Source organism: Blautia massiliensis (ex Durand et al. 2017) (genome assembly GCF_051861785.1).
In the GTDB taxonomy this organism is placed as follows: Bacteria; Bacillota; Clostridia; order Lachnospirales; family Lachnospiraceae; genus Blautia_A; species Blautia_A luti_A.
Genome location: NZ_CP146725.1, coordinates 1,952,293 through 1,975,000 on the forward strand (window position 1 = coordinate 1,952,293; position 22,708 = coordinate 1,975,000).

Annotated in this window: 17 protein-coding genes, 7 tRNA genes, 1 rRNA gene and 1 pseudogene (1 of these 26 cut by a window edge); 5 read left to right on the forward strand and 21 right to left on the reverse strand. The window is 43.4% G+C overall.

The genetic code is table 11. The features are described 5' to 3' along the window. Positions 1-44: 44 nt before the first annotated feature. The gene (gene ppk1, locus V9W66_RS09400) at positions 45-2,153 is read right to left on the reverse strand and encodes a polyphosphate kinase 1 (protein WP_279232889.1); all 2,109 of its coding nucleotides are present in this window, start codon (positions 2,151-2,153) and stop codon (positions 45-47) included. A 350-nt stretch (positions 2,154-2,503) separates the two neighbouring features. Between ppk1 and trhA the strand changes: the two genes are divergently transcribed. Then, the gene (trhA, locus tag V9W66_RS09405; protein WP_110103161.1) at positions 2,504-3,169 is read left to right on the forward strand and encodes a PAQR family membrane homeostasis protein TrhA; all 666 of its coding nucleotides are present in this window, start codon (positions 2,504-2,506) and stop codon (positions 3,167-3,169) included. A 169-nt stretch (positions 3,170-3,338) separates the two neighbouring features. Here trhA and V9W66_RS09410 read toward each other — a convergent pair whose 3' ends face one another. From V9W66_RS09410 to V9W66_RS09425, 4 genes are all read right to left on the reverse strand, one after another. Continuing rightward, positions 3,339-4,010 carry a leucine-rich repeat protein gene (locus V9W66_RS09410; protein ID WP_144095089.1) on the reverse strand — a complete coding sequence of 224 codons (672 nt, stop codon included), beginning with the start codon at positions 4,008-4,010 and terminating at the stop codon, positions 3,339-3,341. Further along, positions 3,989-4,579, reverse strand: coding sequence for a hypothetical protein (locus V9W66_RS09415; RefSeq protein ID WP_144095087.1), 591 nt, complete (start codon positions 4,577-4,579; stop codon positions 3,989-3,991). The genes V9W66_RS09410 and V9W66_RS09415 overlap by 22 nt, the downstream gene beginning before the upstream one ends. Before the next feature lie 274 nt (positions 4,580-4,853). Continuing rightward, the gene (locus tag V9W66_RS09420; protein ID WP_144095085.1) at positions 4,854-5,738 is read right to left on the reverse strand and encodes a hypothetical protein; all 885 of its coding nucleotides are present in this window, start codon (positions 5,736-5,738) and stop codon (positions 4,854-4,856) included. Between the two features lie 579 nt (positions 5,739-6,317). Beyond that, a complete protein-coding gene (locus V9W66_RS09425; protein WP_144095083.1) occupies positions 6,318-6,821 on the reverse strand; it encodes a hypothetical protein in 504 nt (167 codons plus the stop codon). A 243-nt stretch (positions 6,822-7,064) separates the two neighbouring features. On the opposite strand from V9W66_RS09425, the gene V9W66_RS09430 reads away from it, so the two are divergent. The 3 genes from V9W66_RS09430 (at position 7,065) to V9W66_RS09440 (ending at position 9,552) form a co-directional block, all read left to right on the forward strand. Then, on the forward strand, positions 7,065-7,769 hold the full coding sequence (locus V9W66_RS09430) for a LytR/AlgR family response regulator transcription factor (protein ID WP_186290100.1): 705 nt from the start codon (positions 7,065-7,067) through the stop codon (positions 7,767-7,769). 473 nt (positions 7,770-8,242) lie between these two features. Continuing rightward, on the forward strand, positions 8,243-8,737 hold the full coding sequence (locus V9W66_RS09435; RefSeq protein WP_144095079.1) for a hypothetical protein: 495 nt from the start codon (positions 8,243-8,245) through the stop codon (positions 8,735-8,737). Beyond that, positions 8,734-9,552, forward strand: coding sequence for an ATP-binding protein (locus V9W66_RS09440; protein ID WP_144095077.1), 819 nt, complete (start codon positions 8,734-8,736; stop codon positions 9,550-9,552). Before V9W66_RS09435 ends, V9W66_RS09440 begins: the two co-directional genes overlap by 4 nt. Positions 9,553-9,645: 93 nt before the next feature. On the opposite strand, the gene V9W66_RS09445 is transcribed toward V9W66_RS09440, so the two are convergent. From V9W66_RS09445 to V9W66_RS09480, 8 genes and pseudogenes are all read right to left on the reverse strand, one after another. Then, a complete protein-coding gene (locus V9W66_RS09445) occupies positions 9,646-9,888 on the reverse strand; it encodes a GIY-YIG nuclease family protein (RefSeq protein WP_022426137.1) in 243 nt (80 codons plus the stop codon). Positions 9,889-10,266: 378 nt separating this feature from the next. Then, positions 10,267-11,694, reverse strand: coding sequence for a glycoside hydrolase family 32 protein (locus tag V9W66_RS09450; protein ID WP_144095075.1), 1,428 nt, complete (start codon positions 11,692-11,694; stop codon positions 10,267-10,269). A 1-nt stretch (position 11,695) separates the two neighbouring features. Continuing rightward, the gene (locus V9W66_RS09455; RefSeq protein ID WP_144095073.1) at positions 11,696-13,615 is read right to left on the reverse strand and encodes a PTS beta-glucoside transporter subunit IIBCA; all 1,920 of its coding nucleotides are present in this window, start codon (positions 13,613-13,615) and stop codon (positions 11,696-11,698) included. 542 nt (positions 13,616-14,157) lie between these two features. Next, positions 14,158-15,138 carry a LacI family DNA-binding transcriptional regulator gene (locus V9W66_RS09460; RefSeq protein ID WP_144095071.1) on the reverse strand — a complete coding sequence of 327 codons (981 nt, stop codon included), beginning with the start codon at positions 15,136-15,138 and terminating at the stop codon, positions 14,158-14,160. Between the two features lie 178 nt (positions 15,139-15,316). Then, positions 15,317-16,480: an RNA-guided endonuclease InsQ/TnpB family protein gene (locus V9W66_RS09465; protein WP_439362991.1), complete on the reverse strand. Its 1,164-nt coding sequence runs from the start codon at positions 16,478-16,480 to the stop codon at positions 15,317-15,319. Beyond that, positions 16,428-16,859 (reverse strand): annotated as a pseudogene (locus V9W66_RS09470) (MerR family transcriptional regulator). Before V9W66_RS09470 ends, V9W66_RS09465 begins: the two are co-directional and overlap by 53 nt. A 397-nt stretch (positions 16,860-17,256) precedes the next feature. Continuing rightward, the gene (locus tag V9W66_RS09475) at positions 17,257-18,225 is read right to left on the reverse strand and encodes a M23 family metallopeptidase (RefSeq protein WP_144094832.1); all 969 of its coding nucleotides are present in this window, start codon (positions 18,223-18,225) and stop codon (positions 17,257-17,259) included. Between the two features lie 165 nt (positions 18,226-18,390). Further along, a complete protein-coding gene (locus V9W66_RS09480; protein ID WP_144094830.1) occupies positions 18,391-19,260 on the reverse strand; it encodes a SpoIID/LytB domain-containing protein in 870 nt (289 codons plus the stop codon). 188 nt (positions 19,261-19,448) lie between these two features. Between V9W66_RS09480 and V9W66_RS09485 the strand changes: the two genes are divergently transcribed. Further along, entirely contained in the window at positions 19,449-20,666 is a 1,218-nt protein-coding gene (locus V9W66_RS09485; RefSeq protein WP_144094828.1) for a metallophosphoesterase, read from the forward strand. 355 nt (positions 20,667-21,021) lie between these two features. Here the strand turns inward: V9W66_RS09485 and V9W66_RS09490 are convergent. The 8 genes from V9W66_RS09490 to V9W66_RS09525 all read right to left on the reverse strand — a co-directional run. Then, positions 21,022-21,094 (reverse strand) — tRNA-Lys (locus tag V9W66_RS09490). Between the two features lie 142 nt (positions 21,095-21,236). Then, positions 21,237-21,309 (reverse strand) — tRNA-Phe (locus tag V9W66_RS09495). Between the two features lie 5 nt (positions 21,310-21,314). Then, positions 21,315-21,388, reverse strand: a tRNA-Met gene (locus tag V9W66_RS09500). A 15-nt stretch (positions 21,389-21,403) separates the two neighbouring features. After that, a tRNA-Thr gene (locus tag V9W66_RS09505) sits at positions 21,404-21,476 on the reverse strand. 7 nt (positions 21,477-21,483) lie between these two features. Then, positions 21,484-21,565 (reverse strand) — tRNA-Tyr (locus V9W66_RS09510). Positions 21,566-21,573: 8 nt separating this feature from the next. Next, positions 21,574-21,646 (reverse strand) — tRNA-Val (locus tag V9W66_RS09515). A 29-nt stretch (positions 21,647-21,675) separates the two neighbouring features. Beyond that, positions 21,676-21,749: transfer RNA gene (locus V9W66_RS09520), tRNA-Asp, on the reverse strand. A 227-nt stretch (positions 21,750-21,976) separates the two neighbouring features. Beyond that, positions 21,977-22,708: ribosomal RNA gene (locus V9W66_RS09525) — 23S ribosomal RNA — on the reverse strand (it continues 2,157 nt past the right edge of the window).

Consider the following 22,708-nt stretch of genomic DNA (forward strand, 5'->3'; position numbering starts at 1 on the left):
TGGTTATTATGCGAAAAACTGGGAGAAATATGCATAAAAATCTCTTATTTATCTGTCGCAGGAGCCGCATTGTCGTATGCCTGCTGCAGAAATACTTCCTGAGAATTAAGCGGAGCATTATCGGATGGTTCGATCTTATAAATTCCCTTATTGTTCATGCTCCTTGCTTTTCGATTATCACTGAGCATTGTCACAAACATTTCCTGGATCTGCATACGGATATCCGGATCCTCGATAGGTGCCGCAACTTCTACACGACGAAGAGTATTTCTTGTCATAAAGTCCGCAGAGGAAATATAGATCCTTGCTCTCTCCTGTGTTCCGAAAATATAAATGCGGGAATGTTCCAGAAAACGTCCTACAATACTGATAATGTGGATATTTTCTGTCTGTCCCTTCACTCCCGGGATCAGACAGCAGATACCACGGATCACCATATCAATGTGTACTCCTGCACAGGATGCTTCTACAAGCTTGCTCATAATACGTTTATCTGTCAGAGAATTCATTTTCAAGCCAATATATGCCGGTTCTCCGGCCTTCGCATGCTCGATCTCCTCATCGATCATGGCAAGCACTTTGTTCTGAAGACATCTTGGTGCCACAAGAAGATACTCCATATCTTCAACGGTTTCTCCCATTGCCAGTGCCTGGAACACTCTGGCCGCCTCCATACCGATCTTCGGATCCGCAGTCATCAGAGAAAGATCTGTATACAGACGGGCTGTTTTTTCATTGTAGTTTCCCGTTCCGATCTGTGTATAATATTCCACATTTCCATCTTTTTTCTTCATGATCTGGCAAAGCTTGGAATGTACCTTATAACCATCCAGACCGTAGATCACGTGACAGCCCGCATCCTCCAGGAGCCGGGACCATCCAATATTGTTTTCCTCATCAAAACGCGCCTTCAGCTCCACCAGAACGAAAACTTCCTTTCCGTTTTCTGCTGCTTCGATCAGCGCCTCCACAACCTTACTCTGTTTTGCCACACGGTAGAGTGTCATCTTAATGGAAACTACATCCTCATCATTGGCAGCCTCATGGAGCATTGTAAGAAACGGCTTGATGCTTTCATATGGGTAGGAAAGAAAACGGTCCTTTTTCGCGATCTGGTCAAGGGTCGGTTCGTGACTGTTAAACAGAGGAGACTTCTGAGGAATTCTTTTTTCATAAAAAAGCTCTGTTCTTTTTCTCAGGCCATCCTGGATCTGGAATACAAAAGAAAGATCCAGCGGTATATCTCCCCGGAATACATAATTCTTGTCCACTTCCAGATACTCACAAAGTGTTTCAACAACATCTCCGTCCATTTCTCTTGACAGCTCCAGACGGATCGGTGCCAGTTTCTTTCTTGCCTTGATCAGTTCTACCATAAACTCACGGTAATCCAGATCTTCATCATAAAGAGCATCTGCGTCAATATCCGCATTTCTGGTAATCCGAAGCAGGGACTTTGCCTTGATGTGATAGCCCTTGAAGATTTTTGAAACAAAGTGAAGGATCAGCTCTTCAGACAGCATGTAGGTGCCGTTTTTTCCCGGAACCGGGATCAGACGCTGGATACCTGCACTGCTGCACGGAATGATACCCAGCTTTTCTTTTCCTTTTTTTGTTTCCAGAACTACTACCGCATAGATCTCCTTATTCCGGAGAAATGGAAACGGCTGTCTTTTTCCGACAATAGACGGAGAAATAACCGGAGCCACCTCTGCTTCAAAATAGCGGTCCAGATAATTGCGATCCTCTTTTTCGATCTTATGGAAATTCAGCATATGTATGCCGTATTGTTCCAGATTTTCCATGATCTCTTCATAAACTGCATCTCTTTTCCGGTTCAGCTTTTTTGTTCTGGCAAGGATCGCATCCAGCTGTTCTTCCGGTGTCATATTGGTTTTATTTTCACGGATCTCCTTTGCCAGAAGCATCTGATCCACCAGAGATCCCACACGTACCATATAAAATTCATCCAGGTTGCTCTGATAGATGGATGCAAATGTAAGACGTTCACACAGCGGATTTTCCGGATTCTCAGCCTCCTCGAGTACTCTTTCATTAAACTTCAGCCAGGATAATTCCCTGTTCATGTATATTGTATCTGCCATTTTTTCCTCCTGCGCCGCCATATATTTTTCTTTTTCGGCCGACTTTATCTGTAATTATCCGTATCGTATCAAGCGGGCATTCAGATTTTGCCTGACTGCATGTTCATGAATGCCCTCTCTTCACGGTTTGCATACAAGTATACTGATCGAATGTTTATTCCATAACAAGGCTTTGTTAAATCCTGATAAAATTTTTTTCGAAAATATGGGTTGCATTTTTGAATAATAGTGGTATAGTATTTGTATACTTAATATGTAGTTTTGAATACTACATGTTATTTTATCAGTTTCTACATTATTACATTGTAAACTGTCGCAATGATCCGTCGTTGATGAACCGATCTTGAAGTTGTCCATATGATATAAACAGCAGATTTTTTTGCAGGAGGTGTTTTTATATGAAATTTAAATTAAAAGATCCGGGAAGCGCCATAACCCACGGAATCGGCATGCTTCTTGCCGTGGCCGGAGCCACTCCGCTGATCGTGAAGGCGGCCAGAAGTGCAGATGTTCTCCATGTTTTTGCAGTAAGTGTTTTTATCCTTACCATGATCCTTCTTTACCTGGCAAGCACACTTTACCATTCCGTAAGCTCCACAGCCAAGGTGAACCGCCGTCTGAAAAAAATGGATCACATGATGATCTTCGTGATGATTGCCGGCAGCTACACGCCTGTATGCCTGATCGTTCTCCACGGACGCACCGGCTATATCCTCTGTGCCCTCGTATGGACCGTTGCCATCATCGGAATGATCCTCAAGGGCTGCTGGATCAACTGCCCAAAATGGCTTTCCTCTGTGATCTACATTGGAATGGGCTGGCTGTGTGTACTTGCTTTTGTTCCGATTTTCCACAATCTGCCCCGCGCAGGCTTCGGATGGCTCCTTGCCGGCGGCATCATCTATACCATTGGCGGTGTGATCTATGCGCTGAAGCTTCCGATCTTCAATGCGAAGCATAAGAATTTCGGCTCCCACGAAGTATTTCATGTCTTTGTGATGCTGGGAAGTGTGTGCCATTTTGTTGTAATGTATTTCTTTGTAGCCGGTATGGCGATCCACTGAGTTACTCTGTGATCAGATAGATAACAATCTCACCTTTCGGATACCTTAAAAACTTAAAGCCCCGGAACACGGACAGACCTCAGGAAGTCGAAGTTATGACTTCTCTGAGGCTGCCTCGTGTTCCGGGGGCTTCTTATTATGCCTGATCCGGCCTGTGATCCCGATGATCTCAGCCGATGGTCAGTGTGGAAAGACCACTGCAGTTAAAATATGCAAATGCACCTATAGTCTGAACGCTGTCCGCAATGTCAGGCTTTACAAGCTTTTCGCAGTCTGCAAATGCATAGGCTCCGATGCTGGTAACGCCCTCCTCGATCCGGATCTCTGTTATCTGGTCACGGTATCCGTTCCAGGGGACGTCTTCCTCATTTTGCCATTCATTCATGGCTCCCTGTCCTGCGATCTCGAGAACTCCGTTTTCATCAAGGCTCCCGGATACAGTATTCAGACCGATAGCAGAATTGAGTACATTTGCATTTACCTGTGCACAGATCTGACCTGTAACTGCTGTTCCGCCAGTCACGTGAAGCGTACCTGTAAAAGCACACTGTTTCACATATCCGCCCATGTTTCCAAACTGTTCAATCCGGCCGGCAATGCCGCCAAGGTAAACCTGATAAGAATTTCCGTTAGCCTGTGTGACAGAAAGATTTCCTCTTGCAACACATTTTTCAATAGTACCAATGTTTACTCCTGCGATGCCACCAACATAGCTGTCTGTAGCTGTCATGGATATGAAAATATTTACTCCGGATGAACAGCCGCTGATAGTACCGGCCACCTCATTCTCTCCGACAATCCCGCCAAAAGCCGGATGGCTCATGGAACTGGTAGAGCCCATATGTCCTGTACCGTTCCGGTTACCCTGCAATCCTGGATCTTACCGGTATTATACTGTGCCACAACACCATGGATATCATGACTGTCATAATCAAAATCCGCAACAATATTCAGATCCTTTATCATTCCTGCATTCTGCTGGATCAGAGGCTTTTGGAGACCGGTTATTGTGAAACCGGCTCCGTCCAGCTTCCCACTGAAATACGATGCCGAAAAATTTATCCTTCCGTCTGTACTGATATTTTTTGTCAGACGATAGTATGCTCCCTGGTTCGCCTGGATCAGATTAAGATCATCGATCGAAGATATCTTATATGGATTTGCAGACGTACCATCTCCCTCTGCCGGTGCAAGGGAAGAGCTTCTGCTTCCAATGATACGATAAACAATCCCTGCGGAGCCATCCGTCGGAACGGTAAACTTACCGTTCGACAGCTTCACCAGGATTGCCGATGCTGCCGGCAATGTATGGTTTTCATTGCTGTCCCCTGCATAAACCGGAAATGTCGCTGCCTTTGCCGTAGCAATGGTATCCCCGTAAAAGCTGTATTTCATGGGCTTTCTGGGCATTTTTCTCTTTATAACGATATGTGCTATATTAGGGCTTATCTGATTTTATCTGTTTTGTTTCTTTAATGAGAGTTCTCATAGACGATTTTGTGACAAATTCGTAGCCTGTCCGGAAATAAAAGACTTTGTGCAAAGTATCAGTTAAAAGTTACTTCAATCAAGAGATGCCAGTTCCAAGATTAAAGTTCCAAGATTAAAGTTTCACATAAGTAATTCCATTGACCAGCAGATCCCTTTCCCAGGATTAATTTTCTGGGAAAGGGGCTTAATCTTTTCAATTACTCTTATCTTCTTTTAAATTATCTAACTGTACCTGGCTCAAACCAGTAACTTCCTTAATTTGTTCATCTGTAAGAAGTCTCGCTTTAATCAAATTAACCGCTGTTTGTTCAATTCCCTGATTAATTCCCTTGGTATAGCCTTCCTCAACACCCTCTTCCCTTGTCTGCCTCATATGCCTCTCTTCATCATACTCGTATATACTCACTTTCTTCGCCTCCGCTCGATTCTTTCTCAAAAAATCTGCCAATATATCTTCACTGATGCACTCTGTAATTGCCCGCTCTACTGCTTCATCCAATGATATCTCCGCTGCGTATTCACGTACCCGGGAAGTGTATTCTGCGTAGTCATGAAGTGTCTTGCAGGTTTCCATCAGTTTCCGGTTATGGCCTTTATTGATGTTCAACATAACTGCCTTCAATTCCAAAGAAGGCGCCTCCTCCGGAACAGTAAAGAGCTCTGACAACTTCAGTTCCTTACGATCCGGCTGTTCAGCCTGCCCGTTATAAAAAATCACAAACTTCGGTGTAGGCAGCTTCACAGCTTTCATCCCATACAGGTTCATATCCTTCGTATAATCCGAATACACATCTGCCACATACAGCAGATACCGTACAGGTAAATTCGGACTGTACGTAGATTGATGTTCATACAGATTTAATCCCAGCTCAATAATAAAAGAAACATCATTCTGCATAGACATGTACACTGCATTCTCCAGTGTATTGATCTGAAGCAGATCAGGATCATCGTAACTGGTTCCATTGATCGCATTGTAAAGTTTCAGCAATTCATTCTTGTCGCTGAACAGCATTGCAAAAATCCTGGATTTATAGGTTCGGTTCGCTGTTAATACATCCATATTGTTTTCTGCCATGTAGTATCCTCCTTGTCAGAAAGTCGGGAGAATCCCATGGTAAAAAATGCACTTCTGGAAATCCCCCTGCGTGATTATGTGATTTAAGCATTGAGATTTCTCTGTATAGCCGAACGGCTGATGAATTTCAGATACGGAAGAACCCGTACAGATCAACAATAGAAATGAAATGCTTTTCTTTACTTTAGCACAATATGGGCGAATATGCAATCAAAACATTTCGACAAATTCTGCAAAAAGAAACCCGGCACACAATATTTTCTCTGTGTACCAGGTTAACTGTTCATTCTTTTTCATATGCCTTCCTCCTGATTTGGCATTTTTAACAATAACGTGATTGTTTTAATTATTTTTATCGCACCATTTTCTTATATTCTTTCGCAACTATCAGGCATAAATAGCTAAAAAATGTAATAATCAGCATATTTTATATACAAAAAACACATCTCTGTCTCAGTGCCCAACTGTAAAACAAAGATGTGTTTTCTTCTCTGATTTTATTTATTTGAACGCAGTCGCAAAGCGACTGTGTTCATGAGCAAGTAGCGAAGCGGATTGCGAATGTCCGCTTTACTTCTCCTACAGCTCATCCAGCTGCCTCTGTTCAAGTTCTTCGAATTTCTTTATTTTAGCCCGATATACTTCAATACCCAAACAAGCTGCCATCATTCCTACTGCTGGAAAAACATATCGAAATATCCAGCTCATAAAATATGTCAGGTCATACTGCAGAAAATATAAATATGTAGGCAGATCTTCTATTTCATTGGAAAAATTATTACACCAGGCACAATAATGAAGCCAGTTATTATAAAAATAAATAAATGCTGCACATATCACAGACAAACAAATTGCTGTGACTGCTTTTATACCTTTTTCCTTTATCTGGAAGGTACTCATACTATAACCCTTTAACCACAGCACTCCCCACAAAACATATACTATCTTTTCCAACCATAATAACTTCTCATCATAAACTGATATATAAAAAGCACCACCCAAAGCCACCGCAATACAAATTGTCCAGATAATTATGTTAGCGATTTTTACCATAATATCAAGAATTATGTCTATTTTATCCATTGTTTATTTTTCACCTTTCCACATACAAGCTTTCCCCCATACGTCTTTTTTATTTTATCATATTCTTTTATCCCCCTTTAATAATCCGGCATAAATCACTTAAAAACTGTAATAATTAACATTTTTCATCTACAAAACAAAAATTTTCATCATAGACTTTCCAAACCTTTTCATGTATATTTACTTATAAAGACACTACTGCCTAAAGCAGTAGACTATACTTACTTTATGGAGCTTCTGCGTATGTTGAAAATTGCGATCTGCGAAGACAGTGAGATCTTTGTGGAGATTATAAAGAAAAATATTGAAACCATTCTGAAAGTACCTTATGAACTACATCCCTACATCTCCGGAAAGGAATTTATGACTGCTCTGCCGGAAACTAGATGTCCTTATGATATTGTTTTTCTGGATATCTCCCTGGGTGACGATACAGTTTCCGGAATTGAACTTGGCCAGATGATAAACGGGGAGAATCCACGGACACAGCTGATCTTTATCAGTCAGTATCTGGAATATGCCTCCGATGTCTATTCCACAAAACACACCTATTTCATTTACAAAAACCGGCTTAATGAATATCTGCCGGCTGCTCTGGATGCTGCACTTAAAAATCTCCAGACAAATGAAGAACAGTTTCTCACACTTAAGATCAGACATTCTCACATCCGAATTGCGGTAAATGATATCCTGTATCTGGAACGAAATCTGCGTGAAACACTTATTTATACAAAAATTGAAACCTATACAGTCCGTGACAAACTGAATATTCTCCAGCAACAGCTTCCAGATTTTTTCGTGTGCTGCCACAGAAGTTTCCTTGTGAACCTTCATGCAGTTTCCAGGCTCCAGCATACAGAAATTACTTTGACCACCGGACAGCAGATTCCTGTCAGCCGCGCACATTATAAAGATGTTAAAAAATCTTTTTCTCTGCTGATGCTGTAATTCCGAAAGACTGACTTTCGTATTTTGCTCTGATATCCTATAACATTTCCAAGAAAGAAGGTACTCTCATGACACAGTTTCTGAAATTTATTTTATACACTCTTCTTCCGAGTTCTTTCATAACTTCCTATATCTGTGTCCGATTTTGCACTGGTATCCTTACACCATCCCGGAGCTTTTTTCCAAAAAACCGTAGCCGTTTTTTTGTCTCATTTATGTTGCCCATAACAGCTGCCTTTATGTCAAAATATTGGTTTCCCAGTATGGGCTCCTGGCTTATCCAGTTGACACTCCTTCTCCTGACAATTCTCTATTTTTCAGATCCTCTGAAAAAAAAGATTTCCACATTTCTGATCTTAATATGTATTCTGGCAATTTCTGAAAATATCGCTGCAACGTTTGCCCTGCCGATTTACACTCTTATACACCACGAAGAATCGTTTCGTTATAATTTGCTTTATACATCTGGTGAAATGCTTTTTTTAATAATCATAGATTTCTTCGTTGCATTGCTGTTTATTAAAAAACTGGTTCCACTAATCCGGAATTATTCCCACAGTATTCAGCTGACTACCATTGCTGAGCTCCTTTTTCCCGTACAGGCGTCTTCACTTCTTATGGGAATATTGCTATACCGTAAAAATTCTCCCTGGTTAAAATGGCTGATCATTTTATACTGGTTTCTCAATCTTCTCTGCTGTCTGATCATAGCCAGGGCTTTTCACAACATTTCTCTCAGAGAAAAAAGACACGAACTGTTGGTTAAGCAGATGAGTTTTCTTCAGAAACAGCTGGAATATACAACCGAAATGGAACAAGAATATCAATCTGTGCGAAAATGGAATCACGATATGGAAAACCATCTCTTTTCACTGAACTATCTGATCCGCACCCAAAAATATCTTGAGGCAGATGTATATCTGGAAACAATTCTTTCAGAACTTCCGCCGGAAAAGAGGACTTTATGAAACGAGGCTTTACTATTCTTTTTATAGAACTTTTCTGTGTTCAGGCATTTCTTTTCCTGGGAGCTCTGCTACAGGAATATGCTCTGTTCTGCCAGATAATGCTTCTCTTTTTTCTGGCCCTCACTTACCGCAGGATCTACCTTCTTGCCAGACGATCGCTCAAAAATGCTCAGGAAGAGGCAAAATTTCAGGCTCTTCAGAAGCAGGAACAGTTACAGAAAGAACAGGAGCAGCTGTTTGTTTCCAGAAAGCAGGAGACTCTGGCGTTCCAACAGGCTACCATCCGGAAACTGCAGACACTTCAGAATTACCTGAAAACGAACGAATATAATAAGATCCAGGACTACCTGCCTGCCATAACCGATGATTTTCAGAGAGAACGTTTCCATCCCATCTGTCAGGACAGCCTGATCAACGCCATCCTTGCGGACAAAAGATTTCTTGCCATGCAGAAAAATATCAAAGTTACCTACGAGGTTCTTCTTCCGGAGAAATCCAATATTCCCTCTTCGGAACTGAGCAGTATATTTTTCAACCTGCTGGATAATGGAATAGAAAGCTGCAACGCTTCCGGTTCTGAAGCACCGTTTATCTCTGTAACATCAAAAATGTCCGCCGGTTTTCTTGCTGTCCACATGAAAAACAGCAAAGATCCGGCACAACCATTCAACCACAAAACATCAAAAAAAGATATCCCCAACCATGGATTCGGTCTGTCCATAATTGAAGATATCTGTGCAAAAAATGATGGCAGCTGTCAGTGGATTGACAACGGAGATACCTTTGATTCAGTTGTTATGTTGAGGTACCAATAAGATTCAGCGAACACATATCCTTATCTTTCAATTACGCTGCATAATGCTCCACACCTTTGAAGTCACTTGAAGTATCGAAATGCTTATCGACATTCAGAACTTCATCAACTCCAGCTTCTTCTCCCTGGTCAGCTGCTTGATCCGATACTCCCGGCTCATGGCCTCCTCCTTTGTGGCAAAGCCCTCATAATACACCAGCTTCACCGGCCGCTTGGCCCGGGTATATTTGGCACCTGCCTTGCCTTCATTGTGCGCTTTCATCCGCCTGGCAAGGCAGTTTGTCCAGCCGGTGTAGAGCGTGCCGTCTGCACACTGCACGATGTATGTATAGTTCATAGCAGTCTCCTCTTCTGTAAAAAATTTATGCAATACAATGCCAAATGCCAGTACATCTTCAGTAACATCACCCCGGATATTTGCCTTCCTGTAAAACAAATATCTGAACACTTTTCTGGACAGTGTGATCTGTCTTCCGTGATATTTCCTCTCCTGTAAAACAAACATCCAGTCGGCCGCATTCTTTCTATGTAAAGACAGCCACCAACATTTCTTCAGCAGCCGTCCTTCTATCCTCAAGCAGCCGGCACAATTCATGTATTTCACTTACATCAAAAAAATAAAAACAGGTCGGGATTCCGGCTGCGGATTTTCCCACCTGCTTTATTATACGGTCATTTTTTATTTCTGTGAATATGAATTGTGAAACAAAAGAACCTACTCCATCACACAATTTTTCAGTTTATAAATCTTTCCATCAACTTCCTGCGCTTCCACCTTCACAGTCTGCTCATCCGTTTCCGGATAATATCTGGAAGAGAAAACAACCTCTCCGCCATTCACATAAATCTCCACAGCTGTAGTATCCGCAAGAACTCTGATGCTTTCGATCACACCGGACGGAACATGCGCCTTACGTACTTTACGTCCAGCACCGGCCTTCTCAGAGAGAGTTAAGATCATATCTCCGTCCTGATATTCCAGGAAGAGATTTTCCCCAAGGCTTACTTTACCCTGCTCACCTTTTACCTGAATATCCAGATCAAACGGTCCATTCACCGGAATCTCCACACTGGAACCGCTGACAGAAACGCCAGTCTTTCTCAGCCCGTTTAGTTCTTCCACCGGATACTGATAAAGCATTCCGTTTTTATACGTAACTTCCCTTGGAACAGTCAGGCAATGCTGCCAGCCTTCGCTCTCTGCTGTAGGATTCACATACTCCTCATCTGCATCCGGCATTCCCATCCAGCCGATCAGGATCCGTCTGCCTTTTCCATCCTGGAATGTCTGGGGTGCATAGAAATCAAAGCCGTGGTCCCATTCCCGGAAAGCTTTTTCCTCCGGCTTTCCATCCTTCAGGATAAAGTATCCGGACTGATAGATGTTCTGAAAACGGAACTCTTCTCTGGTCAGTCCCTGGGGAGATACCGAAAGCACCTCCTGTCCCTCAAGAGTGAAAAAATCCGGGCACTCCCACATGTATCCGAATGTCTTCTCCGTAGTAAGCTCACCGTCAAATTTCCAGTTCTTCAGATCTTCAGATCTGTAAAAAAGTACGGCGCCCTGGTCGCTTTTCTGACGGCCGCCAAGGATCATCCGGTACTCTTCCCCCTCCTTCCAGACCTTCGGGTCACGGATGTGGCAGGTGTAATTCTCCGGATAATCCTCACAGGAAACTGCAACCTCCTTTGTTCCGAAATGAAGGCCGTCCGTACTCTCCACATGAAGAGTGCTGGACTGCCTTCCGTTATTGATATAATCATAATCTCCGTCCATCTTGATGTTTCCTGTGTAGAAAAGATGAAGCTTATCTTTCTCCGCAATGGCAGAGCCTGAATAAACACCATGACAGTCATAAATGCTGTCCGGCAGAAGCGGAACCCCTTCATATCTCCAGCTGATCATATCTTCACTGGAGTAATGTCCCCAGAATTTCAGTCCACCGTTGGCCTCAAACGGAGAATACTGGAAAAACACGTGATATCTTCCCTTGTACCAGCATAATCCGTTCGGGTCATTGAGCCATCCCACAGGCGGCATCAGATGATGGGTCAGACGGTTTGTCTGCATCGTCCTTCCTACTGCTGCCGTTTCCTCGATTTTTCGCACTTCCTCCGCAAGGACCTTGGTCAGAGAACTCATTTTATTTTACCTCCAGTACTTCAGAACCATTATTTACTGTTCCTTCTGCAAGCATTTTTACTTCTTCATAATCATCGGTATTGGTTACGATCAGCGGTGTGATCACATCATAGCCGGCTGCCTTAATAGCATCCATATCAAAGGTGATCAGTGTCTGGCCTTTTTTGACCACGTCACCGTCCTTTACATGAGCGGTGTAGAATTTACCGCCAAGTTCAACGGTGTCAACGCCGATATGGATCAGCAGCTCCAGACCACTTTCTGTTGCAAGCCCGATGGCATGCTTTGTGTCAAAAATTGTAGAAACCGTAGCATCACAGGGTGCTTTTACTTCACCTTTGGACGGAATCACTGCCATGCCCCTTCCAAGGACTTCAGATGCAAAGGTTGCATCCTTTACTTCTGAAAGCGGGATCGCAGTTCCCTCAAGCGGGCTGTAGAGGGTCTGTGCACCTGTCTCTGAAGTTTTCTCCCGGGCAATTTCTGCCGGAGTATCTGATTTTTTCTCTGCTTCAATATTTTTTTCAGCTGTTTCCTGTACCTCATCCTTATATCCGAACATCCAGGTAAGCACAAAAGCCACACCAAATGCGATGGCAAACATCAGGATATAACCAACTGGATTATTCAGGCACAGCAGGATTCCGAAGATACCGGTAACACCTGTTCCTGTGGCACCAAGACTGCTAATAGAGGCAAAAAGTGCTCCGCATGCACCACCCAGGCAGCCCATGATAAACGGCTTTCCGAAGCGGAGGTTTACACCGAAGATTGCCGGCTCTGTGATTCCCATGCATGCGCTTAAGGCAGAAGGAACAGCCATGGATTTGATCTTCTGATTTCTGGATTTCAGGCCTACAGCAAGAGCTGCACCACCCTGTGCAATGTTAGCTGCAGATGCAAGTGGCAGCCAGTAGGTAACGCCGAATTTGGCCAGCTGTCCAAGGTCAATGATAGTGTACATGTGATGAACACCGGCAACAACAGTCGGTGCATAAAAGGCACCCATGATAAAGCTTCCGATTCCAAGTGGCAGTGCGATCAGCCACTGGATCCCATCCAGAAGTCCGTTCTCAACAGCTACGAAGATCGGTCCGATAATGGAAAGTGTAAGATAACCGGTTACAAAAACACTGACAAGTGGTGTTACAAAAAGATCGAACATTGCAGGTACGATCTTATGAAGTCTTTTCTCGATCTGTGCCAGTACCCATACTGCAATGATAACCGGGATCACATGTCCCTGATATCCCACCATGTCAATGGAGTAAAGTCCAAACCATACTTTCTGCGTTGCCTGCACACCCTCTGTTGCAACAGTCCAGGCATTCTGCAGATTTGGATGGATCATGATCATACCGATAACCGCACCCAGATAAGGGTTGGCACCGAATACCTTCGCACCACTGTAAGCGATAAGGATCGGCAGAAATGTATACGCTGTGTTACTGAAAAGCTGTGCAAATACATAAATGGAACCATTGGTGTTAATATTCAGGAAGCCGTTGTTTACCATGAAGTTCAGGGCTTCCATGATTCCCATCAAAAATCCGCTGGCTACGATAGCTGGGATGATCGGGACAAAAATATCTCCCAGTGTCTTGATCAGTCTCTGTATTGGATTAGCCTTAGATGCTGCCACCTTCTTAAGCTCATCCTTACTACTCTCTGATATTCCGGCGATCTGGATAAATTCATCATAAACCTTGTTTACAACTCCTGTTCCCAGGATGATCTGCATCTGTCCCTGTGCGAAAAACACGCCCTTCACACCGTCGATATTCTCTACATATTCCTTATCCGCCTTGTCATTATCCGCAATGACCAGACGAAGCCTTGTTGCACAGTGCGCCGCAGAAATGATGTTTTCTTTCTTTCCTACATGATCATAGATTTCCTGTGCTGTCTTTCTGTAATCCATGTCCTTCCTCCTTTTCTGCTACTGTTCCCGGACAGTCATCTCTTTCTGCTTTCCCTTTCTTCGGATCAGATCTGTCTGTTCTTTCTTCAGCTTCCCGGGATTTATTATCTCTGATCCATTGTTTTTCATTTATTTATGAGATTGATTTCATATATCCATTTATACAAGGAACGGTAATATTTCCATTTTTTAAGTTTTTTGATGATTTTAACACGTTTCAGTGGTTTGTTTTATGTTGTTTTTTTGCGTTCTTATGTGGAATCGTTCTCATATCTTGCTTGTATTATAACTACTGCATTATTATTTGTAAATCCGCAACATCTCACAAATTTCTTCGGTCAAAATTGTACATATTCCATAAGAACAGATGCAAGACAGACAAACCAGTCAGGACATCGCAGAAAAAATCTGGCATTTTTCTGTGTTTGCTCAGCCATAACACAGCACCACACAAAAAGAAGCAGGTCTTTTTCTCCCAAAAGATCTGCTCCTGTTCCACAATAACCTATAATTTCTTCCTCTGTCTGCGAGGATATTCTCTGTTACCTGTGAGATTCCCGTTCCACAAGCTCACATCCCATTTTTATTTCCTTGCTGATCCCGGTATCGTTCTCAATAAGATCAGCCAGCATGGCTGCTGCCTCCATTCCGCTGGTCTTATAATAAAAATGTACCGTTGTCAGCTTCGGTTCCACGATCTTACCCGGAACTCCATCCCCGATCCCTGCGATCTGAACATCCTCGGGAATGCGAAGCCCGATCTCCTTCAGATAAGTCATGGCTCCCACCGCCATAGTATCCGTAGCACACACAAGAGAATCTATAGAAGGCTCCTCCTCAAAAAGCTCCTTCGCCATCTCATACCCGGAATCCATGGTAAAGCTTCCGATCTTCATCCTCTCCGGCACGACCTCCAGCTTAGCTTTATGGATAGCATCCATAAAACCCTTTTTCCTGCGGGCACCAACTGCCTCGTCCTTATCTGTAACGCCGATATAGGCAAACTTTTTCCCCTTCTCCGCCAGCTTCTCCGTGACCTGAAAAGCTGCTTTATGATCATCCTGATAAATACATGGATATCCGTCCAGATGCTGTCCCAGGATCACGATTGGTACCTTATAATCCTTCAGCATCTGTTTATGCTTTCTGGTAAACATGGTAGCAATAAAAACCACTCCGTCCACCTGGCGTTCTTTAAACAGAGAAAGGCATTTCAGCTCTTCTTCCACATCATTATTGGTATTGGCCAGAATAAGCTGATATCCTCTCCGTGTAAGAATATCACTGATCCCTGCCACCTCACGGCTTATGGTATCTGAATTGATCTTTGGAAGGATAACACCGATGAGACTGGTTTTTTTTGTCCGCAGGGTCTGTGCCTGGGAGGATGGCTGATATCCTGTCTCCTGGATCACCCTGCGGATGACTTCCTTTTTTTCACTGCTGACATATCCATTATTCAGATATCTGGATACCGTAGCTCTGGAAACTCCGGCAAGCCTGGCTATTTCATTAATGTTCATAACTTATGTACCGTTACTGAAAACTTATAAAAAGTTATAAACTTCTATGTTCCATTCCTACTTCAACGAGTATGTTTTTGATGATATAAATATCTATCTACTCACAAGTTCTTGTACTCTCCATAGGCGTAAATTCCGGATTAACGTACCCGTACATATTTGCACTAACGTTTTAGTGTTAGCTTGCAACTCTTTCTCCATAAGCCTTGAGATTTATAGATGCCTGAAAATCTCTATCAATGACATTTCCACAATCACATTTATAAATTCTGTCAGATAATTTCAAGTCTTTTTTAATGTTTCCACAGCAACGGCAAAGCTTTGATGATGGATAAAACCAATCAGCCACAATAAGCGGAATCCCTTTATCGCCGCACTTGTGTTCAAGCTGCTTTCTAAACTCAAAAAACCCCTGATTCTGAACTGCTTTTGATAAATGTCTATTTTTCATCATTCCACTAACATTCAAATCTTCAATACAAATAAATCTTGGTTTTCGACTTACAATTTCAGATGTAGTCTGATTCAAATAGTTCTTACGGATATTTGTTAATCTGTGATTTCGTTTTAATAAAAGTTTTTCCTTTTTGATTACATTATTTGTTTTGCAGTAACTTTCTCCTTTCTTATTTTTCTCGTAAGAGCGAGAGATACTACGCTGTAATCTGCGTTTCTGTTTTTCTAGTTTCTTTACTTTCTGACTTTTATTGATGTTCTTATACTTAGCTCCATCAGAGCAAATAGCCAGATCTTTGATTCCTAGATCTATACCAATTCCATCATCATTAAGTTTTTCTATGCAATCAGGAAATTCCACACATACGCTGATCCACCAGTTCAACCCATCAAAAGATATTCTCGGATTCATGTATTTAGCATCTGTAGGAATACGACCATGCTCTGCAAGTCTTACCCAATTTAGTTTTTGTTTATTTCTTTTCCTGCTCGAAGAAAATCCTTCAAACTTAACATGAGTATTGCTGAATTGTATCTTAATATTATCCTGATAGAACTTCGGCGTTGATCTCTTTTTTGACTTGAATCTTGGGAATTTCTGCAAACCTTTGAAAAAGTTCTTATAAGCAATGCAGGCATCTTTGATTGCCTGTTTGGTTACATTATTTGAAATACTCAATAACCATGTGTATTCATCAGAATGTCTAAGCTTTGTAAATTCTTTTCTGAGTTCTGCATCTGAAATGAATTTTCCGCCTTTTTCATAGTTTTCTATTTCCCTTTCCAAAGCCCAGTTATAAGCAAATCTTGAAGCACCTGCGTACTGAAACATCTTAGTTTTCTGTACATTGTTTGGTATCAACATTGCTTTTATGGCTTTTACCATCTACTTCCTCCTGTATCAGTTCCCGGATAAGTTTCTTAGCTTTATTCGCTCGTTTTCCTTGTAATTTGCAACTGAATACTGTGATTATCTGAACCAGATCTTCAACAAGTTCCTGCTGTTCGGATTTTTCAGTATTATCAATCTGTCGTTCCAGATCATCTTTCTGTTTATGGCTGGAAACGCGACAATATCCAATTGTAATGCGATTTTTAGGCTTTACATTTATTACCTGGTTGAGTTACTCGTCAGAATAATATCTATAGCCGCTTACTGTAGTATGATGCGGATGAAGTTTTCCATTGGCATCCCAATTTCGTAATGTCTGGGCGGATACGCCTATAATTTTTGAAAATTCATGTATAGAATAATATTTACTCAAAGCATCAACTCCTTTCAATAATATTCCACTCTAATATCTTATAAAACTCAACATGTACTTATATGATTTTATAATTTATATTTAACTGTTAATAACCTCTTCTTTTGTCCTGTTACATCTGTCCTTGTATGCATATTTATAATATAGATTATACACGGTTTCTTTCCGGTAAAAAAGATTCTTTTCCTATATAAATGGAAATTTTTGGTTACTGCTCACTCCGTTCTCAGTAACACGCTTCGCAAGGCAGAGGATACGGGATGCATATACCTCTCATCCCGTATCCTCTGCTTTTGTCTGTACCTTTTACTATAATAAACGGATTACCTTCCGGCTGTTATACTCCATGCTCTGTTTCCAGAAATCTCCCCGGCATATCTTTTTTCGGTTTTCCCTGTCATTCCAGATATTCAAACGGATCTACCGGCACGCCATCCTTTTTCATTGCAAAATAAAGATTCGGGCCTTCTACAGAATAATATTTTGTAGGTGCGCTGATATTTCCGATCACTTCGCCCTCCTTTACTGTGTCACCTTCTGCCACAGTAAGGTCCTTCAGCTGCCCGTATACTGCCTGATAACCATTTCCCAGCTCCATAGTCACAGTCGTTCCCGTGCAGGCATCCTGTACAACAGAAAGCACCTGACCATCAGCCGCCGCATACACCGGCGCATCCTCCACTGCCTGCAAAGCAATGGCAGAGCTCACACGATACTGATCCAAAGTCGGATAATATACGGTTTCATCCATATTGTAATCCACAAGAACCGTTCCTCTGACCGGCCATTCCATAACGGAATCCTCCGTAAAATCCAAAGCCTGTGCCGCAATTCCGACAGCTGAGGTCTCTGCAGTATCTGTGGAAGCTCCAGTTCCGTTATTCACCGCTCCCTCTGCCGATGTATTTCCGGCATTATCTGCTGTATTTCCAGTGCCATCTGTGCGGCTTCTGTCTGCACCTGCTGTCGCAGACACGCTCCTATCCTCCGTACCACTTCCATTATCTGCATCTGCCGCTGTATTTTCGGCTGTACCACTTCCTGCAGTCTCACGGATGCTTCCTGTCACTCCATCTGCTCCGGCTTCTGAAGCTCCTGACAGACCTGCTTCATCTCCGGTTTCTCCATCAGAGATCTCATCCTGTGCTGCATCCTGCCAGCCATCTCCGGCAGCTGCCGCATCCTCTGCGTTTTCCCCGTCCGAAAGCTCCTCTTCCAGCCCGGTCTCTTCTACCTGTACAGAATTTTCCTCCTGGGGATTTTCTGCGATGGGCTTTGTTCCAAGCTGATAAACAGTAATCCCAAGTGCCGCCACTGCTGCCAGAACACCTCCGTTGATAATACCTCTCACGATTTTACTTTTCATATTCTTTCCACCTCTGTCTGATATGTTCATTTTCAGTAACAGAAAAAGCAGTAAAGCTGCCGTTTCGGTCACCATTTCTATATCTATAGAGTGTCCAGAATATGGCTGTCTATTCATTTTTTGAATATTTTTTTATCAGACGTTGCTTCGGATGCCTGACTTTCTTTAATTCTCAGCTTTCAGCTCCATCTCCGGAAAATATTTTTTCAGGATTTCCTCCGCACTGCTTCCGTTTTTTGCCATCTCATTTCCACCAAACTGGGAAAATCCCACACCATGACCGCTGCCACGCACTCGCAGATAATAAATATCATCCTTTTTCTTCAAACTGAAATTCGCGGATTCCAGTCCCATTCCCGCTGCAAAGCTTTCTCCCTCCAGAAGTGTTTCCCCAATCGTAAGCTCTGTCACATAACCGGCACTGTCCCGTTTTTTGATCTTCAGCTCCCCGGAAAGCTGCCCCGCAGGAATTTCCACGATTTTTATATGATCCGGAGATTTTTTATCCTCACTGCTATCTGCCGATTTCAGATATGTATACGCCTCATCATGAAAAGCCTCTTCCCCGCTGCGGGTTTTCCCTGCGCTTCTCTTATGCCAGGGAGTCAGCCTCACTTTTCCTTCATATGTAAGTACCTGTCCATCCGTCTCTTTTGCTGCCTGCTCATAGATCTGCCTTTTTTCTGCAAAAAAATATCTCCAGACTTCCTCTGTACTTCCGTTTTCCCTCAGGATCTCTGCCAGATTTTTCCCCTCGCCCAGCCACCTTTGAATATTCGACCGTGCGATCACAGTCTGCGCTTTTATGGTTTCTTTTTTCATATCCGGGGAAATCTGCGAAAAAACAATGACCGGGAGATATTCTTCCATATCCGGCACCCTCTCTGCCAGGACCCTCTCCGGTCCATTAATGGTTGCCGCCGAAAAATAAGGAAGAACAATTGCCAAAAACACCAGACAATATCGAAGAAGCGCATATTTTTTCATAAAAAGCACCATAAGCGTTCTTTTTCCTAATATATGTTCTTTTGCCAAAAATTATTATTTGCTGTATACTATAGCAGTTCCATGAATCAATGCATCAAAAAAAATTATTCCGAACATGCTGCAGTAATTTATGGAAATGCTATATATCAATCGCTATATATCAATCCAAAAAGTATCTGCAGCGATCAGTCCTGCTCACCGCTTATTGCTTTCCACGAATGGAGGTATCACACACCATGCTTGCCATCTTTCTCGCACCATTATATATTCTCATTAATATTTATATCGTCCGCTGGATGATTTTGTGGATGGGTGTCTGCACTCATTTTTTCCAGACCTTTGCGTTCCGGGCATGCTTTGCAGGTGTTTATATTTTTCTGTCCACTTCTCTTCTGACCTGTTTTCTCATCCGGAAGCCACCTGCGCTCCATCGCTTCCTGAAAAATACGGCAAATTATTTTCAGGGAACATTTCTTTACATCCTGATCGTAATCGTAACTACAGATCTCTGCAGACTGATCCTGAAGCATACGCTTCATCCGGCCTGGATGTATTCCCGGAAAGCCTTCGTAGTCACAGGCGCTGTCTGCACCCTTCTGATCATTGGTGTCAGTCTCTATGGGATTTTTAATCAGTGGAATATTAAGACAAAAACTTATGATGTGAAAATAGACAAGCAGGTGAAGGGAATGGACTCCCTGAAGATTGTCCTGCTCGCAGACATTCATTTCGGTTACAGTATCGGAGAAAAACATGCCGGGCTTCTTGTAAAAAAGATCAACGCCGAAGATCCGGATCTGATCTGTATTGCCGGCGATATTTTTGATAACGAATATGAAGGGATCAAAAACCCGAAAAAAACAGCGGCCATTCTCCGTTCGCTGAAATCCAGATACGGCGTTTATGCCTGTTGGGGCAACCATGATCTCAGCGAACCGATTCTGGCCGGTTTTACCTTCCGCAATGCAAAAAAAGATTATGATGATCCCAGAATGCGGAATTTTCTGGAATCTGCCAACATCCGGCTTCTCGATGACGAAACCGTCCTCATAGATAAACGGTTTTATCTGACAGGCCGTAAGGATCCTTCACGCTGCCGGAAAATGTCCGATACCCGTAAGGATCCTGACCAGCTTACAGCCTGCCTTGACAAAACACTCCCGATTATTTTTATGGATCATCAGCCCGGTCAGCTGGATGAAGTGGCAGCCGCAGGCGCAGACCTTGATCTCTGCGGCCATACTCATGACGGCCAGCTGTTCCCTCTGAACATCATCACCGGCCTGGTCTGGGAAAATTCCTGCGGTTACCTGAAAAAGGGGACTATGCACAACATCGTTACCTCCGGTGCCGGCATATGGGGCCCGAATATGCGTACTGCCACAAACAGCGAGATCTGTTCGATCACAGTACATTTTTATCCTGCCAGACCTAACTCCTCTGATTCCTCATAAATATCTTCCACCGGCAGCTCCTCCGCACTCTCACTATCACTCTTACACCTACAAGGAACAAACCTACACAGCTGACCGAATCGAGTTTTTACGCCTTGGCAAAGCCCCCAGAAAACATGTTCAGATCAAATGTGATCCTCAGAATCCCAACCAGATCCAGAATACATTTAAATTCTACTCAATGGCTCTGCTGATTGGAATCATCAGTAAATAATTTTCTATATCATAAAAAGGCGGTTACGCTGAATCACAACGTAACCGTCTTCCTTTATACTATACTCGCACAGATATAAAACAAAATTCCCACCTACTGCCTTGAGCAATAAATGGGAATTTATCTGATCCACTTAAAAAGTGAGGCATCGGGGATTCGAACCCCGGACAACTTGATTAAAAGTCAAGTGCTCTACCGACTGAGCTAATACCCCATATTAAATTATGTTTAATGTATTCGTATGTTTTACATTAAAACACGCTCACGCTTTTTCTAACCAGCCGTTCGCATATTTTACATTAAAACATGCCCAGGCTTTTTCTAACCAGCCGTTCGTTAGACTTAACATTAAAACATGCCCAGAGCCGGAATCGAACCAGCGACACGAGGATTTTCAGTCCTCTGCTCTACCAACTGAGCTATCTGGGCATAAATAGCGGGGACAGGATTTGAACCTATGACCTTCGGGTTATGAGCCCGACGAGCTTCCAGACTGCTCCACCCCGCGTTATTAAATGTTAAAAGCCGATGATCGGACTCGAACCGATAACCTGCTGATTACAAATCAGCTGCTCTGCCAATTGAGCCACATCGGCATTTAAGTGGATGGAGAAGGATTCGAACCTTCGAAGGCGGTGCCAACAGATTTACAGTCTGCCCCCTTTGGCCACTCGGGAATCCATCCATAATCTATGGGACCTATAGGGCTCGAACCTATGACCCTCTGCTTGTAAGGCAGATGCTCTCCCAGCTGAGCTAAGATCCCATATTTAATTCATTACAGCTAAGCTGTAACGACCCAGAAGAGACTCGAACTCTCGACCTCCGCCGTGACAGGGCGGCGCTCTAACCAACTGAGCCACTGGGCCATTTTAAGGTTTGTACCTTAAAAACTACATACATGCCTGTTGATCGTTAATCAAACTCTTTGAATCAATTTTAACCTGCGTACCGATACTCCAGCGGTGGTCACTTCGCAACTATATTGCTCAGTGTCATTTGCTTCGCAAATGTTCAGGAATCATCAGGAATGCCTCTCCACAAGCAAGCTTGTTCCGATCCATTCCTGCTGTTTCCTGCCCGCTTCCTCGGCTTTTTGGTCAAGCCCTCACCCGATTAGTAACAGTCAGCTCCATGTGTTACCACACTTCCACCCCTGCCCTATCTACCTCGTCGTCTTCAAGGGGGTTTACTTCATAAGAATGGGATATCTCATCTTGAGGGGGGCTTCACGCTTAGATGCCTTCAGCGTTTATCCCTTCCGGACTTGGCTACCCGGCCATGGCTTTGGCAAGCCAACCGGTCCACCAGCGGTCCGTCCATCCCGGTCCTCTCGTACTAAGGACAGCTCCTCTCAGATATCCTGCGCCCACGCCGGATAGGGACCGAACTGTCTCACGACGTTCTGAACCCAGCTCGCGTACCGCTTTAATGGGCGAACAGCCCAACCCTTGGGACCTACTACAGCCCCAGGATGCGATGAGCCGACATCGAGGTGCCAAACCACTCCGTCGATGTGAACTCTTGGGAGTGATAAGCCTGTTATCCCCAGGGTAGCTTTTATCCGTTGAGCGATGGCATTCCCACTTAATACCACCGGATCACTAAGCCCTACTTTCGTACCTGCTCCACCCGTCGGTGTCGCAGTCAAGCTCCCTTCTGCCTTTGCACTCTTCGAATGGTTTCCGTCCATTCTGAGGGAACCTTTGGGCGCCTCCGATACCCTTTCGGAGGCGACCGCCCCAGTCAAACTCCCCGCCTGGCATTGTCCCACCGCCGGTTCACGGCGGCTGGTTAGAAGCCCAATATCACAAGGGTGGTATCCCAA